11 protein-coding genes are annotated in these 14,826 nt (G+C 60.8%); 5 read left to right on the plus strand and 6 right to left on the minus strand.

Annotation, left to right across the window (positions count from 1 at the left end; all coding sequences use genetic code 11):
* Positions 1–127: 127 nt before the first annotated feature.
* Both ACZIRK_RS39785 and ACZIRK_RS39790 read left to right on the plus strand, forming a co-directional pair.
* Positions 128–1,570, plus strand: a complete 1,443-nt coding sequence (locus ACZIRK_RS39785; protein ID WP_474419392.1) for a glycoside hydrolase family 15 protein — start codon at positions 128–130, stop codon at positions 1,568–1,570.
* Positions 1,571–1,944: 374 nt separating this feature from the next.
* On the plus strand, positions 1,945–2,451 hold the full coding sequence (locus ACZIRK_RS39790) for a hypothetical protein (RefSeq protein WP_456642151.1): 507 nt from the start codon (positions 1,945–1,947) through the stop codon (positions 2,449–2,451).
* 59 nt (positions 2,452–2,510) lie between these two features.
* On the opposite strand, the gene ACZIRK_RS39795 is transcribed toward ACZIRK_RS39790, so the two are convergent.
* On the minus strand, positions 2,511–3,545 hold the full coding sequence (locus ACZIRK_RS39795; protein ID WP_474419393.1) for an SDR family oxidoreductase: 1,035 nt from the start codon (positions 3,543–3,545) through the stop codon (positions 2,511–2,513).
* 189 nt (positions 3,546–3,734) lie between these two features.
* Here ACZIRK_RS39795 and ACZIRK_RS39800 point away from each other — a divergent pair, with 189 nt between their 5' ends.
* Genes ACZIRK_RS39800 through ACZIRK_RS39810 form a run of 3 tightly spaced genes read left to right on the plus strand, consistent with a single transcriptional unit; the run spans position 3,735 to position 9,595 of the window.
* Complete coding sequence (locus ACZIRK_RS39800; protein WP_474419394.1) at positions 3,735–5,492, plus strand: thiamine pyrophosphate-dependent enzyme; 1,758 nt, start codon at positions 3,735–3,737, stop codon at positions 5,490–5,492.
* A 9-nt stretch (positions 5,493–5,501) separates the two neighbouring features.
* A complete protein-coding gene (locus ACZIRK_RS39805) occupies positions 5,502–6,596 on the plus strand; it encodes an enolase C-terminal domain-like protein (protein ID WP_474419395.1) in 1,095 nt (364 codons plus the stop codon).
* 32 nt (positions 6,597–6,628) lie between these two features.
* Positions 6,629–9,595, plus strand: a complete 2,967-nt coding sequence (locus ACZIRK_RS39810) for an FAD-binding and (Fe-S)-binding domain-containing protein (protein ID WP_474419396.1) — start codon at positions 6,629–6,631, stop codon at positions 9,593–9,595.
* A gap of 44 nt (positions 9,596–9,639) precedes the next feature.
* Here ACZIRK_RS39810 and ACZIRK_RS39815 read toward each other — a convergent pair whose 3' ends face one another.
* The 5 genes from ACZIRK_RS39815 to coxB all read right to left on the minus strand — a co-directional run bounded on the left by ACZIRK_RS39815 (position 9,640) and on the right by coxB (position 14,553).
* A complete protein-coding gene (locus ACZIRK_RS39815) occupies positions 9,640–10,947 on the minus strand; it encodes a hypothetical protein (protein WP_474419397.1) in 1,308 nt (435 codons plus the stop codon).
* 154 nt (positions 10,948–11,101) lie between these two features.
* Positions 11,102–11,374: a cytochrome C oxidase subunit IV family protein gene (locus ACZIRK_RS39820; protein ID WP_245474699.1), complete on the minus strand. Its 273-nt coding sequence runs from the start codon at positions 11,372–11,374 to the stop codon at positions 11,102–11,104.
* Positions 11,374–12,018 carry a cytochrome c oxidase subunit 3 gene (locus ACZIRK_RS39825; RefSeq protein WP_474419398.1) on the minus strand — a complete coding sequence of 215 codons (645 nt, stop codon included), beginning with the start codon at positions 12,016–12,018 and terminating at the stop codon, positions 11,374–11,376. Before ACZIRK_RS39825 ends, ACZIRK_RS39820 begins: the two co-directional genes overlap by 1 nt.
* Entirely contained in the window at positions 12,011–13,618 is a 1,608-nt protein-coding gene (gene ctaD / locus ACZIRK_RS39830; RefSeq protein ID WP_474419399.1) for a cytochrome c oxidase subunit I, read from the minus strand. The genes ACZIRK_RS39825 and ctaD overlap by 8 nt, the downstream gene beginning before the upstream one ends.
* Positions 13,615–14,553 (minus strand): cytochrome c oxidase subunit II, encoded by a 939-nt coding sequence (coxB, locus tag ACZIRK_RS39835; protein WP_474419400.1) that lies wholly within the window; start codon positions 14,551–14,553, stop codon positions 13,615–13,617. Before coxB ends, ctaD begins: the two co-directional genes overlap by 4 nt.
* Positions 14,554–14,826: the final 273 nt, after the last annotated feature.

Below are 14,826 nucleotides of genomic sequence, written 5' to 3' on the forward strand. Positions count from 1 at the left end.
CGCGATGTACGAAAACAGGCCGCCTTGATCCGTAAACCTGCCGCGCATGAGCGTCTCCGCTGATTCGAGATGACAAGTGAATCATCAAGCCCCCTCGGTGGCGAGGGGGTTCTTCAGCAGACTGCTAATGCTAATGACTGGCGGATTTCAGCAGCCGGCAATCCGGGATTATGGCATTATTGGAGATTGCCGGACGGCGGCGTTGATCTCGCGCGAGGGATCGCTCGACTGGCTATGTCTCCCTGATTTTTCCAGCGCCAGTGTGTTTGCTCGGCTGCTCGATCGACGCGGCGGGCATTTTTCGATCAAGCCGCGCTCAAGGTTCGCGACCAGCCGCCGCTATCTTCCCGCCACCGCAATCCTGGAAACAACCTTTGAGACGGATAGTGGTGCGGCGCGGCTCACCGATCTCTGCCCCATTGCCGACAGCCTGAGTGCGCTTGAGCCTATGCGGGAAATCTTGCGCGTGATTGAAGGTATCGAGGGCCGAGTGGATCTGGAGATCGAATTTGTACCGCGCCCGAATTACAGCCGCACGAAACCTGCGGTTGGTCGGATTGCCGACGGCGTCTGGACATTCGGCTGGTCGCACCAGTTGCTTCTTCTCAATGGCAGTCTCGGCTTTATCCACGATGAAGAAGCGTTGCGGGGAACGGTTAGTACGACCCCCGGCAAACGCGAATACTTGAGCCTTTCTTACACCGAAGGCGACATCGGCACGATTGCGCCGCTGGATTCAGAAGCTGACGCCTGTTGCGAGCGCACCATTGCGTGGTGGCGCGACTGGAGCAAGGCTTGCCAATTCGAAGGGCCGGAGCGGGATGCTGTCCTGCGAAGCGCGATAACGCTCAAGCTCTTGACGTTTTGCCTCTCCGGTGCGGTTGTGGCGGCGCCAACGACCTCGCTTCCGGAGGAGATAGGTGGTGAACGCAACTGGGACTATCGTTATTGTTGGTTGCGCGATGCCGGCCTGACCATGGGTGCCTTTGTCGAGCTGGGATTTCACCAGGAGGCGGCAGCGTATCTCGGCTGGCTCTTGCATGCCACTCGCCTTAGTAGGCCCAATCTCAGCATCCTCTATGACGTCTACGGACGAACAAACCTGCGCGAAAGGAAGCTCGATCAGTTCGCCGGCTTCCGCGATTCTTCTCCAGTTCGAGTTGGGAATAGCGCCGTCCGCCAATTTCAGCTCGATGTCAACGGCCAGGTTATCGCTGCCGCGCAGGCGTTTGCCGCGTCAGGTCGCAAACTCGACCGGACCGAAGCTCGAATGCTCGCAAGCCTCGGTCAAACGGTCTGCAAGCGATGGCGGGAGCCGGACAACGGCATCTGGGAAATCCCGGGACGGCGCAGACAGTACACCTTCTCGAAGGTCATGTGCTGGGTCGCGTTGGACAAGCTGCTTTGGCTTCATGAAAAGGGAATAGTTGACGTCAGGTCACAGGAAGCGCTCTTCCGACAAACGCGCCAGGACATCGCCGAATGCATCGAGCCGAGGGATTCAATTCGGATTTCAATAGTTACACGGGGGAGCTTGACGGGAACGACGTCGATGCAGCCCTGCTATTGATGCCCTGCTTTGGCTATCGCAGTCCATGCCATCCGCGGATGATCTCGACCTACCAGCGCATCCAGAAGGAGCTCGGCTGCGATGGGCTGCTGTATCGGTATAAGCCAGGATACGATGGCTTGCAGGGCAGGGAAGGGAGCGGTCGGGATTTGCAGCTTCTTCGCGATCAGCCATTTGGCAAGGCGCGGCCTCTGCCAGGAGGCGCTGCAGAGCTTCGATCATCTGTGTTCATTCGGAAATGACCTTGGTCTGTTTGCCGAGGAGATGGAGCCGCGCTCGCGCGCCGCGCTGGGCAACTATCCTCAAGGTTTCTCGCATGTGGGCTTGATCCATTCTGCGCTATCGATCCGGCAGGCACGTCGGGAGGCAGCACGATGAATCCGTTCGGTGCTTCCTTTTTGTTCCCCGCGCTATGGGGGCTCATTGCCACACTAACCATGACCTCCATTCTGGAGGCGAGCCGGGGAGGTGGTTTTTCCCGGCTCAGCCTGCCATTCTTGCTTGGCACGTTTTTCACAGGCCACCGGCGGCGAGCGATGCTTCTCGGCTTTGTGGTCTACGCCATCGGCGGTTGGCTGTTTGCATTCGTCTATTTCTTGCTGTTTGCGAGCGTTCGCATCTACACATGGTGGTTTGGGGCACTGGCTGGCCTCGTCCATGGCCTGTTTCTGCTCACCTGCGCGCTGCCGCTTTTGCCCTTTGTGCATCCTCGAATGGCCTCGGAATATCATTCGGCAACTTCGATCCGGCAGCTTGAGCCGCCTGGATTCCTGGCGATGAATTATGGCTATCACACGCCGTTGAGCACGCTGATCGCCCAGATTGTCTACGGGGCAACGCTCGGTGGGTTCGTGCAGCTTGCACACGGCGCAGGCCTGTGAGTCCAGGTCCGAGAAAACCGCGACCGGAACGATCGGGGGTGTCGACTATTCGGGCAGGCTTACCGCCGCTGCCACTCGATGCGCCGGCGGGCATTTCCTCTTCCGCGGCTCAACGAGCTCAGCGCCAGCAGCGCCGCCGCGCATGCGGCAACCGCGGCCAGCCGGGCAAAGGGACCGGGAAGCACGAGCGCACTGTCCCGTGCCTCGCTTCCGAAACGGCCGCGCGTCCGATGCAGGTCATGGACCGGCTCGATCAGATTATCCTTGCGATCGAGCGCCACAGGCACTGGCGTCTCCTGCCCAGCGAATGTTGTTTTGGCAAGATAACGATCCAGCAAGCCCGGCAGCAACATATTTCCCAGGATAACTTTCAACGTGCTCAACCCGATCCAATACTCCCGCGCTGGATACGACGCCGCGCGGAAGATCGCATCCGCAATCACCTCGGGCTGAACGAGCGGCGCTACCGGCCGGGGCTGGTGGGCCATGTGGGTGCGCGCCCAATCGAATTGCGGCGTGTTGACGGCCGGCAACTCCACGGCGGTCACCCTGATCGGGCTCTTGGCATGCATGAGCTCGGCGCGCAGCGAGTTCGTGAAGCCGCGGATCGCATGCTTGGCCCCGCAATACGCGGCTTGGAGCGGAATGCCGCGAAAAGCCAGCGCCGAGCCAACCTGAATAATCGTGCCGCGATTCCGCCGACGCATATGACGCAAAGCCGCCATCGTACCGTGCACCACGCCGAGATAGGTCACCTCAGTGACACGCCGGAACTCGGCCGGCGTCATGTCCCACACGGGCGAAAAGACGGTGACCATCGCATCGTTGATCCACACGTCGATCGGCCCAAATTGCCGCACAATGGAGTCTGCCGCTGCGAACACCTCATCCGGATTTGAGACGTCAGCCGGCGCGACGAAACCGGCGCCCCCAAGCCCCTCGAGTTCGCCCTTCACGTCATTCAGTGCGTCGGCATCGCGCGCAATCAATCCGACGCGAGCGCCGGCTCGCGCAAAACGATGCGCGGCGGCCCGGCCCACACCAGCGGAGGCGCCCGTGATCACGACGTTGCAGTTTCGAAGCTCACCAGACATGTGCGAACCGTGTCTCACATATGGATCAGTCTCTCCGGGTGGCCGGGCTTATGCCGCATGCCGATCTCACATCAGACCAACCGCGCGTCCGGCGAAGAAGTTCCTGAAAATCGCGGGCTTATAGGAACGGTCCCGGAGTCAGCTTGTTCTTCGCAAAGGGACGACGTTACAACCTTATCGGACGCACCCATGGCATCCTCCACCGCATCAGATGTCCTGGTCGAGACGCTGCTCGACTGGGGTGTCGATACCGTCTTCGGGCTTCCGGGTGATGGCATCAATGGCATTATCGAGGCCCTGCGCACGCGCCAGGACCGGATCAAGTTCGTCCAGGTCCGTCATGAAGAAGCCGCGGCCTTCAACGCCTGTGCCTACGCGAAGTGGACGGGCCGGCTCGGCGTATGCCTTGCAACATCAGGTCCCGGTGGCATCCATCTTCTTAACGGTCTCTACGACGCCAAGCTCGATGGGCAATCCGTGCTGGCCATCACCGGCCTGCAATTTCACGACTTGCTCCACACATTCACGCAGCAGGACGTGGAACTCGACAAGCTCTTTATGGACGTGTGCGTCTACAACAGCCGCGTGATGGGCCCGCACCACGTCCAGAATATCGTGGAACTGGCCTGCCGGACCGCGCTTGCCTACCACGGCGTTGCCCACGTGACCGTTCCGATTGACATGCAATCGCAGCCTGTAAGCGCAGGCAAGAGATCGAAACGCAACGTGCCAAACCATGTTTCGGATCTGATGGCCCGCTCGGCGCAGACCGCAAGCGACGAGCAGCTCGCCAAAGCATCCGAGATCCTTAAGGTCGGCAAGAAGACAGCCATTCTTGCAGGCCGCGGAGCGCTCGATGCGCGCAACGAGGTTCTCGCTGTAGCGGAGCGCCTCGGCGCGCCGGTCATCAAGCCACTTCTTGGCAAGGGGGCGATCCCCGACGACAGTCCGTATTCGGCCGGCGGCATTGGCCTTCTCGGAACCAAACCCGCGCAGGAAGCACTGGAAAGCTGTGACACGCTTCTGATTGCCGGCAGCACGTTCCCCTACATCGAGTTTTATCCAAAGCCGGGTCAGGCGCGCGCCGTCCAGATCGATGTCGATCCGCAGCGGATCGGGCTGCGGTATCCAGTCGAGGCAGGCCTGGTGGGTGATACCGGCAAGGTACTTCAGGCTCTGCTGCGGCAGCTTGATTATCGTGACGATCGTTCGTTCCTGCAACAGACCCAGGAGGGGATGAAGGAATGGAACGCGTTGATGAGCCAGCGCGGCACCAATAGCCAAAAGCCGATGAAACCTGAGCGCGTAGCGTACGAGCTCAACAAGCTTCTTTCCGATGATGCGATCGTGGCAACCGATTCCGGAACAATCACCACCTGGATAGCCCGACACCTGGTCATGCGCGGCAATATGATGTTCTCGTGCTCCGGCAATCTCGCGACCATGGCGTGCGGCTTGCCCTATGCGATTGCGGCTGCGGTGGCTTTCCCGGGCAGGCAGGTTGTGGCGTTTGTTGGCGACGGCGGTCTCACCATGCTGATGGGCGAGCTTGCCACCTGCGTGAAATACGGCCTCGACGTAAAAATCGTGGTTATCAAGAACAACTCCCTCGGGCAGATCAAATGGGAGCAGATGGTGTTCCTGGGCAATCCGGAATACGTCTGCGATCTGCAGCCGATCGACTTTGCAGCGGTGGCGCGCGGCTTTGGTGTGAGCGCGTTCAGTGTCGACGATCCGGCGCAGTGCGGCGAGGTGCTGCGCGAGGCGCTGAGCACGCGCGGCCCGGCATTGATCGAAGCGGTGGTCGATCCGCACGAACCGCCGATGCCGCCGAAGGCGACTTTGACGCAGATCACGCATTTGGCCGAATCGCTCGTTCGCGGCACGCCGGCGAAGGGCAAGATCGCACTGACCATCGGCTCGGATGTGGTCCGCGAAATCATTTGAGTCGGAGCGATGGGCGAAGAGACAAGGATCAGGCGTCTGGCAGCACGGTCGTATCGCATTCCGACGGATGCGCCGGAAGCAGACGGTACGATCGCCTGGTCGGCTACGACGCTCGTGCTGGTCGAGGTCGACGCCGGAGGTGCAACCGGCGTTGGCTACAGCTATGGCAGCGCAGCTACCGCCGAGATCGTGAATAACGAACTCGCGTCGACCTTGCGCGAGCAGAATGCGCTGGCGATTCCGGCGCTCTGGCTTGCCATGGTGACGGCGGTGCGCAACATTGGTTGGCGCGGCGTGTGTGCGTGCGCAATTTCGGCCGTCGACGTGGCGCTGTGGGATTTGAAAGCGCGCCTGTTGAAAATGCCGCTGGCAGATCTCCTCGGACGTGAACGGGCCGAAGTGCCGATCTATGGCAGCGGTGGCTTCACCTCCTATTCCGAGGGGCGCCTGTGCGAGCAGTTGAGCGACTGGGTAGAAAGAGACGGTTGCCGATTCGTCAAGATGAAGGTCGGAACGGCGCCCGAGCATGATCTGGCTCGCGTCCGGGCGGCGAAAGCGGCGGTCGGCTCCGCGGAGCTTTACGTCGATGCCAACGGGGCCTACCGGCGTAAGCAGGCGCTCGAATTCGCCAGGCAGTTCGCCTCGCTCGGTGTGACCTGGTTCGAGGAGCCGGTGTCGAGCGACGATCTTGAGGGATTGCGACTGCTGCGTGACCGCGCTCCGAACGGAATGGAGATTGCAGCCGGCGAATACGGCTACGAGCCGGTCTACTTTCGGCGCATGCTTGAAGCCGGCAGCGTCGACGTGCTGCAGGCCGATGCCACCCGATGCGGCGGCTATACCGGCTTTCTGAAGGTCGCGGCGCTCGCGGATGCATGGAACCTGCCGCTGTCAGCGCACACCGCGCCAAGCTTGCATCTGCCGGTCTGCTCTGCCGCGCCACGGCTTCGTCATATCGAATGGTTCTACGACCATGTGCGTCTCGAGCAGATGGTGTTCGATGGCGTGCAGCAGCCAAGGAATGGCGTGATTTCGCCCGATTCATCACGCCCCGGCCATGGGCTGACCTTCAAGGAAAAGGATGCCCAACGTTTGGCCGCCTGAAGAGGGGGCAATTGCGGTCGCAGGAGATCCGCATGAGCCACGTCATTGAAATCGATCATCGCAAACGGCGGGACTCGCGGCGCCGCATCGAGCACGCTCCGGGCGGAAGGATCACAAGCGAGAGTGTTGCCGGCCCGCCAAGGCAATATGAAGAGCTTGGCCGCGAGCTCGCCAAAGCCGTGGACGGAGAGGTGCGCTTCGATTCCGGCGACCGAGCGCTGTATGCAACCGATGCTTCGAATTACCGCCAGGTGCCGATCGGGGTCGTTATCCCGCGTTCGGCGGCAGCAATCGCCAAGACGGTCGACCTGTGCCGCAAGTTCGATGCTCCCATCGTCATGCGCGGAGGCGGGACGAGCCTCGCCGGTCAGGGATGCAACGTCGCCGTTCTGATCGATTGCTCCAAATATTTGAACCGGGTGATCTCGATTGACGCCCTTTCGCAGCTTGCCGAGGTCGAGCCCGGCTGCATTCTCGACAATTTGCGCACTACCGCTCAGCGGCATCAGCTCACCTTTGGTCCTGATCCCGCGACCCACGATCACAATACGCTCGGTGGTATGATCGGCAACAATTCGTGCGGCGTGCATTCCGTGGTGGCCAGGCGCACCTCCGATAACGTCGAGGCGCTCGACATTCTCACCTATGATGGTCTGCGCTTCGAGGTCGGGCCCACTGGAGAAGAGGCGCATCGGCAGCATCTGGCGGCCGGAGGGCGCCGCGCGGAAATCTTCCGGCAACTCGACGAGTTTCGTCACCGCTATCGCGATCTTATCCTGGCGAAATACCCCAAAATCCCCCGTCGCGTATCCGGCTACGAGAATCTTGACGAATTGCTGCCAGAGCGTGGCTTCAACGTGGCGCGCGCCCTGGTCGGAACGGAAGGCACATGCGCCATCGTTCTTCGTGCCACGCTCAACCTGATGCCGTATCTCAGTCATCGCGTGCTTGTTATCATCGGCTTTGAGGACGTCTATGCGGCCGCCGATGCTGTGCCGGACGTGCTCGGCTTCGAGCCTATCGGGCTTGAAGGCATCGACGATCTGCTGGTCGAGTTCATCCGGAAAAAGCATCTTCACCCTGAGGAACTGAAGATGATGCCGGGAGGCGGAGGCTGGCTTGTGGCGGAATTTGGTGGCGACAGTGCCGATGCCGCGACTGCCAAGGCCAATCCGCTGGCCGAGGAATTCAAGCGGCGTGGACACGACGCCAAGCTGCTGGACAAGGCGGAGCAGCAGAAGGAGATCTGGGAAGTTCGCGAGGCGGCGCTGGCGGCCACCGCCCACGTGCCCGACTGGCCCGAAACATATCCCGGATGGGAAGACAGTGCTGTCCGCCGAGAGGACTTGGGGCGTTATCTGCGCGAGTTGAAGGCGCTCTATCGCCAGCATGGTTATGATGCATCCGTCTATGGCCATTTTGGCGACGGCCTTGTGCACTGCCGCGTGCCCTTCGATCTTCGTACAGAAGCCGGCCTGTCGAACTGGCAGCAGTTTTTGGACGAAGCCGCTGATCTGGTGGTGCGTTACGGGGGATCGCTATCGGGCGAGCACGGGGACGGCCAGGCTCGCGCCAGCCTGTTGGAGAAGATGTACGGCCCCGAATTGATGCAGGCATTCCGTGAGTTCAAGGCGATATGGGATCCCGATGGGAGGATGAATCCGGGCAAGGTGATTGACCCGTTTCCGCCGACTTCGAACTTGCGGCTTGGCCCGAGCTACCAGCCGCCGGATGTACCGACCTACTTCGCCTACAACGAGGACCACCAGAGCTTCGCCAGGGCGACCCGCCGCTGCGTCGGCGTCGGAGCTTGCCGCCGCCGCGACAGCACCAAGAGCGTGATGTGCCCAAGCTACATGGCCACCAACGAGGAGAAGCATTCGACGCGAGGTCGTGCGCGGCTCCTGTTCGAAATGTTGCACGGCGGGCCGATCGACGATCTCTGGCGAAGTACGGAAGTCGAGGAGGCGCTCGATCTCTGTCTGGGGTGCAAGGGCTGCAAGCACGACTGCCCCGTCCAGGTGGACATGGCGACCTACAAAGCCGAGTTCCGTGCACACCATTATGAGGGCCACTTGCGGCCGCGCGCCGCCTATTCGATGGGCTTGATTCATGAATGGTCGCGTCTCGCCAGCTCGGCGCCGTGGCTTGCCAATGCGCTGTTCCAATGGCCGGGCTTGTCAGCGGCGACCAAATGGGTCGGCGGAATCGCGCCGCAGCGGACAATGCCGAGCTACGCGCGCCAATCCTTTGTGCAATGGTTCCGGCGGCGCGGCGAGCGGGCAGCCGGCTCGCGGGTCATGTTGTGGCCTGACACATTCAACAACTATTTTCGTCCGCAAACCGCTATTGCCGCGACACATGTGCTGGAGACGCTTGGCTACACCGTGCTGATTCCCGACCGTCCGCTTTGCTGCGGACGACCGCTCTATGACTGGGGCATGCTTGATCGCGCCAAAGCGCTTTGGCTGCGTGCCTTCGCTGCACTTGAGCCGGCGCTTAGGCTCGGCATACCCATTGTCGGGCTGGAGCCGGCCTGTGTCAGCGCATTCCGCGACGAACTGCCAAACCTGTTTCCGGGAAACGAGCACGCCCAGCGCCTGGCGCACCAGACGCTCTTCCTGACTGAGTTTCTCGACCGCGACGCTGCGAACGAGGCGCTTGGTCGGGTTTCAGGCGCGGCACTGGTTCAGCTGCATTGCCATCATCATGCAGTGCTCAAGCCGCAAAGCGAACAGAACGTCCTCGATCGCCTCGGCCTGGAGTATCAGGTCATGAAATCCGGATGTTGCGGAATGGCCGGAGCTTTTGGATTTGAGAAGGAGAAATACGACATATCCATCTCGGCAGCCGAACGCGTCCTGTTGCCGACGATACGCGAGGCGGGCGCCGACACGATCATTCTCGCCAACGGTTTTAGTTGCCGCGAACAGATCGAGCAATGCACGGGCCGCCGAACGAAGCACGTCGCGGAAGTGATCGCTGACGCCATGCACTGAGCTCTGACGGGCACCGGCATTGCCGCCTTTTCAAGTGAAAGGCGCTATCGGAATGCCCCTATGGGCAATCCTGCAGAGCGAAACGGTTGCTCCTCATGCGCTGACCACCATTGGGCCACGGCTTGCGCGACGCGATCCCAAATTGATGTAGGCAAGTCGGGGATCGCGATTCTGACGAGGTAGCGATTGCGTGTCTTGTCGTGGAACCACTCCGCTGCACCGAAATCGAAACCAAAGCTTCCTGCGTGACGCAACGGCAACCCGGCCTTCCTCAGGTCGCCGCACAAATCCGCTGCCATTTGCCTCGTTTGCCTCTCATCAAGCATCCGCTTTGGCGTGAGCGTCACATACAGCCCGTGCCCAAAATGAAGCTCTCCCGACGAGCCGGCGAGCGTGGATGCAAAATAGCGCGCAGTCCTTCTGCCGTTCCGCAAGATTGCTGAGACGCGCTTATTGGTGAGATCCCGATAGGCTCTCGTTCCGACATAGGGCGGGAAATGCGCCGGCAACGCTGCGCCGCCGAACAGTCGAACGGCCTTTCGCATCTCCCTCGCAAGCGCCTCCAGTTGTGCCTGATGCACACGGTGCGCTTCGCAAGCGACAAAGACAGCGGAGCCGAGCCGGCCGTATTCCAACCCAAGGGAGTCGAGCTTGGTGTGGCTGCGTACAAGCACGATCGGAATTTCCCAACGATGCGCCCAATTCAGGACGCGGCGGATGCGCCCCGAGCCGCTGGAGAAGCAGGTTGTGTCGAAAACGATGAGATCAAGGCGCGGGTTTGCGCCGCGAAGCGTCGTCTCGAACGCGGCCGCGGGTGCACATGAGTCCAAGAGAAGCACCCGCAATCGTCGCGCCCGAGACGCGACCTCGCCGGGTGAGCTCTTCAGCAGCATCGGCCGCAAATGGCGGGCATGACTTTCGATCAGCTCCAGCGTTTCACTATAAGAGCCAGGTAGTACCAAGATGTCCGCCTCTGGCATCATTTGTGCCGATGCCAGCAGCAGCGCCGATATCGCGGCCATCCCCGAGGAGGTATAGATCGTCTCATTGGCTGCCGCGTCGTCGAATTGATAAAACGACGGGCCCCGTACGTCCAGGTCGGCGCGCTGGTAGCCATAGCTGAATTCGAATGGTCCCGCGCGCAGTCGATCCGGATACGCCCATGCAGTCTCCGTGAGCGCCCAATCGTGCAGCGCATGCTCAGCCTTCAGGGCCGCGGCCAGTTGAAATTTCCGTTCAATGACCTCAGCGACCGAGGCCGGATGGCGCAACGACAGAGGAGTGCTGAGGAAGCGGTTCAGCAAGTTGAGCTCTTCGTGCTTTCTGTGGAGATATGCCTCGAGGGTTTCCATGCCCGGCCTTCATTTTTGTCCGCGCATTATGATTAACGTATCTACGAGGAATTGGGTCCTTGGCCGGTCCGGTCGGCTCACGAGCTATGGAATGCATTACGGCCGGGGCAGGCCACTTCCGCATTGCCGCCGTGAAACCGGGCTGCAGCGAGCCTTAGGTCCGGGTCAGGAAGTCCATTAGTCCGAGCCACAGCAGGATTGCCAGCCAGAACAGTCCGGCAGCCGCAAAGATCAGGGTTCGTGGCCCGCGGTGCCAGAGTTCCATGAATACGGCAGCAACGACCGAGGCCTTCAGAGCGGCGATGCTGAGCGCGACCATCGCGTTGCCGTTCCCAAGCGGGATGTAAGACAGGCTGACCGTGAGTGCGAGCAAAGCAAGCAGCACAAGCCAGGCGGCGAGCAGCGGAATTGAAGGGCGCGAAGGCATCACGAGACCGATCTCCCGGGAAGATAGATGAGAGCAAACAAGAAGATCCAGACTACATCGACGAAGTGCCAATAGAGTGCCGCGCTATGCAAGGCCGCTCGATGGCGCAGGTCCGCTGATCTGCGGATCAGCACGACAAGCGTCGCGAGGATGGCGATGCCAACGATCATGTGCAGCGCATGGATCGCGGTTGCGATGAAATAGAACGCGAAGAACAGCTGGACGCCGTTGGCGAGCGGACCGTCGAATGTAAAGTCGATGCCGGGAACGAGATGTTCGTCATATTCGCTTCTATATTCAACGCCCTTGAGCACGATGAACACGAGACCGAGAATGATTGCGCCGGCAAGCAGAGCGGGGCAAGCTCTTCGAGCCTCCGCGTTATAAGACTCCACCGCCCAAGCGACCAGAAAGCTCGACGTGAGCAGGATCGCCGTATTGGCCGTGCCGATCAGAAGATCGGTGTGTCGGCCTGCAGCCAGGAAGCTTGCGGGATAGGCGTGCCGGTAGACGAAATAGGAAAGCACCAGGCCGCCGAACAGAAGCACCTCGGTCGCGATGAAGACCCACATGCCGAGTTCAGCGGTGTGATCACGATGCTCAACGGAAATGAACTGCGGCGCAAACGAGCGGGTCTCAGGCATTTTGTGGTTCTGCCTTGAAGTCGGAGGAATACTGGTACGGCGCACGCGTGACGACCGGCTGCACCTCAAAGTTAAATTCCGGTGGCGGCGAGGGTGTCTGCCATTCCAGTCCCGGCGCGTTCCACGGATTGGCCGGCGAGCGTCGCCCGAAGAAGGCGGAATAGGCGAGATAGAGTAATGGGAGGAGGTAGGCGACCGCGAGAATCACGGCGCCTCCGGAAGACAGCACATTCCATAATTGGAATTCGGGCGGATAGACATGGTAGCGCCGCGGCATCCCCTCGGCGCCGAGGATGAATTGCGGGAAGAAGGTCAGGTTGAAACCAACGAAAATCAGCACGGCCGCGGTCCGCGCCCAATATTCCGAGTAGAGCCGGCCACTGATCTTCGGCCACCAATAGTGCAGGCCGCCGAAATAGGCGGTTACCATGCCGCCGACCATGATGTAGTGGAAATGCGCGACTACGAAGTAGGTATCGGTCGCATGCACGTCAAAGGCCAGGCAGGCGAGGAACAATCCCGTGAGGCCGCCGATGGTGAACAGTCCGATGAAAGCTAGCGCATAGAGCATCGGCGCATCAAAGCGGATCGAACCCTTGTGCAGGGTCGCGGTCCAATTGAAGACCTTGATGGCCGAGGGCACCGCGACCATGAAGCTCATGAAGGAGAAGACGAGACTCGCCAGCACGGATTGGCCGCTGACGAACATGTGGTGTCCCCACACCAAGAAGCCGATCGCCGCGATGGCAAGGCTTGCCCAGGCCACGAAATGGTAACCGAAGACTTGTTTGCGCGCGAAGCAGGAAATCAGTTCGTTGACCACCCCCATGCCGGGCAGGATCATGATGTACACTGCGGGGTGTGAATAGAACCAGAACAGGTGCTGAAAGAGCAGGGGATCGCCACCGATCCGTGGATCGAAGATGCCGACACCGAAAACGCGCTCGACTGCGATCAACAGCAGCGCCATGGCCAGCACCGGCGTGGCCAGTACCAAGATCAGAGAGGTCGCATAGAGCGACCACAGAAACAGCGGCAGCCGGTTCCAGGTCATTCCCGGCGCGCGCAACTGGTGGATGGTGACGATGAAGTTCAGCCCGGTCAGGATCGAGGAGAAGCCGGAGATGAAGATGCCGGTCACCGCCGCAATGACGTAGCTGTTGGAATAGAGCGTGGAAAATGGCGCGTAGAAGGTCCAGCCAGTGTCGACGCCGCCGGCAACAATCGCAAACAGCGTCACGGTGCCGCCGAGCATGAAGAGATACCAGCTCATCAGGTTGACCCGAGGAAAAGCGAGGTCGCGCGCGCCGATCATCAGCGGCGTGATAAAGTTGCCGAGGGTGTTGGGAATGGATGGGATGAGGAAGAACCACACCATGATGATGCCATGCATGGTGAACAGGCGATTGTAGATGTCGTCGGCTACGAGATCCGCCTGCGGTGTCGCGAGCTCGATCCGCATCGCGGTCGCCGCTGCGCCGCCGACGAAGAAGAAGAACGTAATGCTGGCGAAATACAGGATCGCGATGCGCTTGTGGTCAGTGGTCAGGAACCATGAGCGCAGCGTGTAGTCGGCGGTGAGATAGTCCTTGGTGCTCATGGCTGGCTTCCGATCGATTTGATATAGCTGGCCAGACGCAGGAGCTGATCCTCATTGACCTTGCCGGCGAAGGAAGGCATATCGGCCTGGTAACCCGCGACGATCTGGCTGTCCGGCAACAGGATCGAGTCCCGAATGTATTTTTCGTCGGCAATCACGATGCTGCCGTCAGCCAGCGGCACTGGGCTGCCATAGACGCCCTCGAGCGGTGGCGCGCGGATCTTGCTGCCGGCGCCGTGACAACCGCTGCAACCGAGCTGCCTGAAGAGGCTGGCGCCTTCCTCGGCGAGCGGGCTGGACGGGCCTTGCTGCGTGAGCCAGTTGGCGAAGTCGGCGGCTTGCATCGCGACGATCTCGCCGGTCATGCCGGAATGAGCGGTCCCGCAATATTCGGCGCAGAATAGATGATAGTGACCGGGCGTTGTGGCCTTGATCTCGAGATCCTGGTAACGGCCCGGAACGACATCGTGCTTCAGCCGCAGCGCCGGAATGAAGAAACTGTGAATGACGTCCTGCGACGCCATGACCAGACGGACCGGGCGCCCCACCGGGATGTGCAGTGCATTGATCTCGGACTGGCCGCCGGCGTGTTGGACTTTCCACATCCATTGCTTCGCTACGACGAAGATCGACACGTCGTCCCGATGAGCGTTGTAGCTGTCGAGAAAGAGCGTGGCGCCCCAGATGAAGAGAGCGAGAAAACCGATCAGCGTTGCAGCCGTCCAGGCGATCTCCAGACGCCAGGTCTTTCCGATGCGATCGCCGCGCTCGGCCGGATTGCCGGCGCGATAGCGCACGCAAAACAATAACAAAAGAAAGAACAACAGCCCGAGCACCAGCAGGCTGACGAAAATGAGACCCGCAAACAGAAGATCGACGTCGTCGCCGTGAGGCGATACGCCAGACCGCCAGAATGGAATCCACTGATGCCACATCGCCGGCGCTCGTTACCGCGGCTTTCGTGGGCTCGACTGCAAGCGAATAATCATGGCTTTGGCCAACCGGGAAGCCCACGTTTCGAGAGAACTTCCATGGCGCGGGAAACGGGAATCCGAACGATCCCCCGATTGCGATCGACCCAGCCATACGTCTCGGAGATTTGATCGTTGCCGCGCCGGACGCTCTGAAGTTCCTCGCCGGGTGCGATTTCGAGCGGGGGCGCGTCCGAGCTGAGCGCGGGGCGGGCGTTCGACGTGACGTGTCGCATC

Source organism: Bradyrhizobium sp. Leo114 (assembly GCF_055229415.2).

What these genes read in the sequence shown, in the direction of transcription:
- ACZIRK_RS39785 (WP_474419392.1), top strand. Translation starts at nt 128, where the DNA reads ATGCTAATGACTGGCGGATTTCAGCAGCCGGCAATCCGGGATTATGGC.
- ACZIRK_RS39790 (WP_456642151.1), top strand. Translation starts at nt 1,945, where the DNA reads ATGAATCCGTTCGGTGCTTCCTTTTTGTTCCCCGCGCTATGGGGGCTC.
- ACZIRK_RS39795 (WP_474419393.1), bottom strand. Translation starts at nt 3,545, where the DNA reads ATGTCTGGTGAGCTTCGAAACTGCAACGTCGTGATCACGGGCGCCTCC.
- ACZIRK_RS39800 (WP_474419394.1), top strand. Translation starts at nt 3,735, where the DNA reads ATGGCATCCTCCACCGCATCAGATGTCCTGGTCGAGACGCTGCTCGAC.
- ACZIRK_RS39805 (WP_474419395.1), top strand. Translation starts at nt 5,502, where the DNA reads ATGGGCGAAGAGACAAGGATCAGGCGTCTGGCAGCACGGTCGTATCGC.
- ACZIRK_RS39810 (WP_474419396.1), top strand. Translation starts at nt 6,629, where the DNA reads ATGAGCCACGTCATTGAAATCGATCATCGCAAACGGCGGGACTCGCGG.
- ACZIRK_RS39815 (WP_474419397.1), bottom strand. Translation starts at nt 10,947, where the DNA reads ATGGAAACCCTCGAGGCATATCTCCACAGAAAGCACGAAGAGCTCAAC.
- ACZIRK_RS39820 (WP_245474699.1), bottom strand. Translation starts at nt 11,374, where the DNA reads ATGCCTTCGCGCCCTTCAATTCCGCTGCTCGCCGCCTGGCTTGTGCTG.
- ACZIRK_RS39825 (WP_474419398.1), bottom strand. Translation starts at nt 12,018, where the DNA reads ATGCCTGAGACCCGCTCGTTTGCGCCGCAGTTCATTTCCGTTGAGCAT.
- ctaD (WP_474419399.1), bottom strand. Translation starts at nt 13,618, where the DNA reads ATGAGCACCAAGGACTATCTCACCGCCGACTACACGCTGCGCTCATGG.
- coxB (WP_474419400.1), bottom strand. Translation starts at nt 14,553, where the DNA reads ATGTGGCATCAGTGGATTCCATTCTGGCGGTCTGGCGTATCGCCTCAC.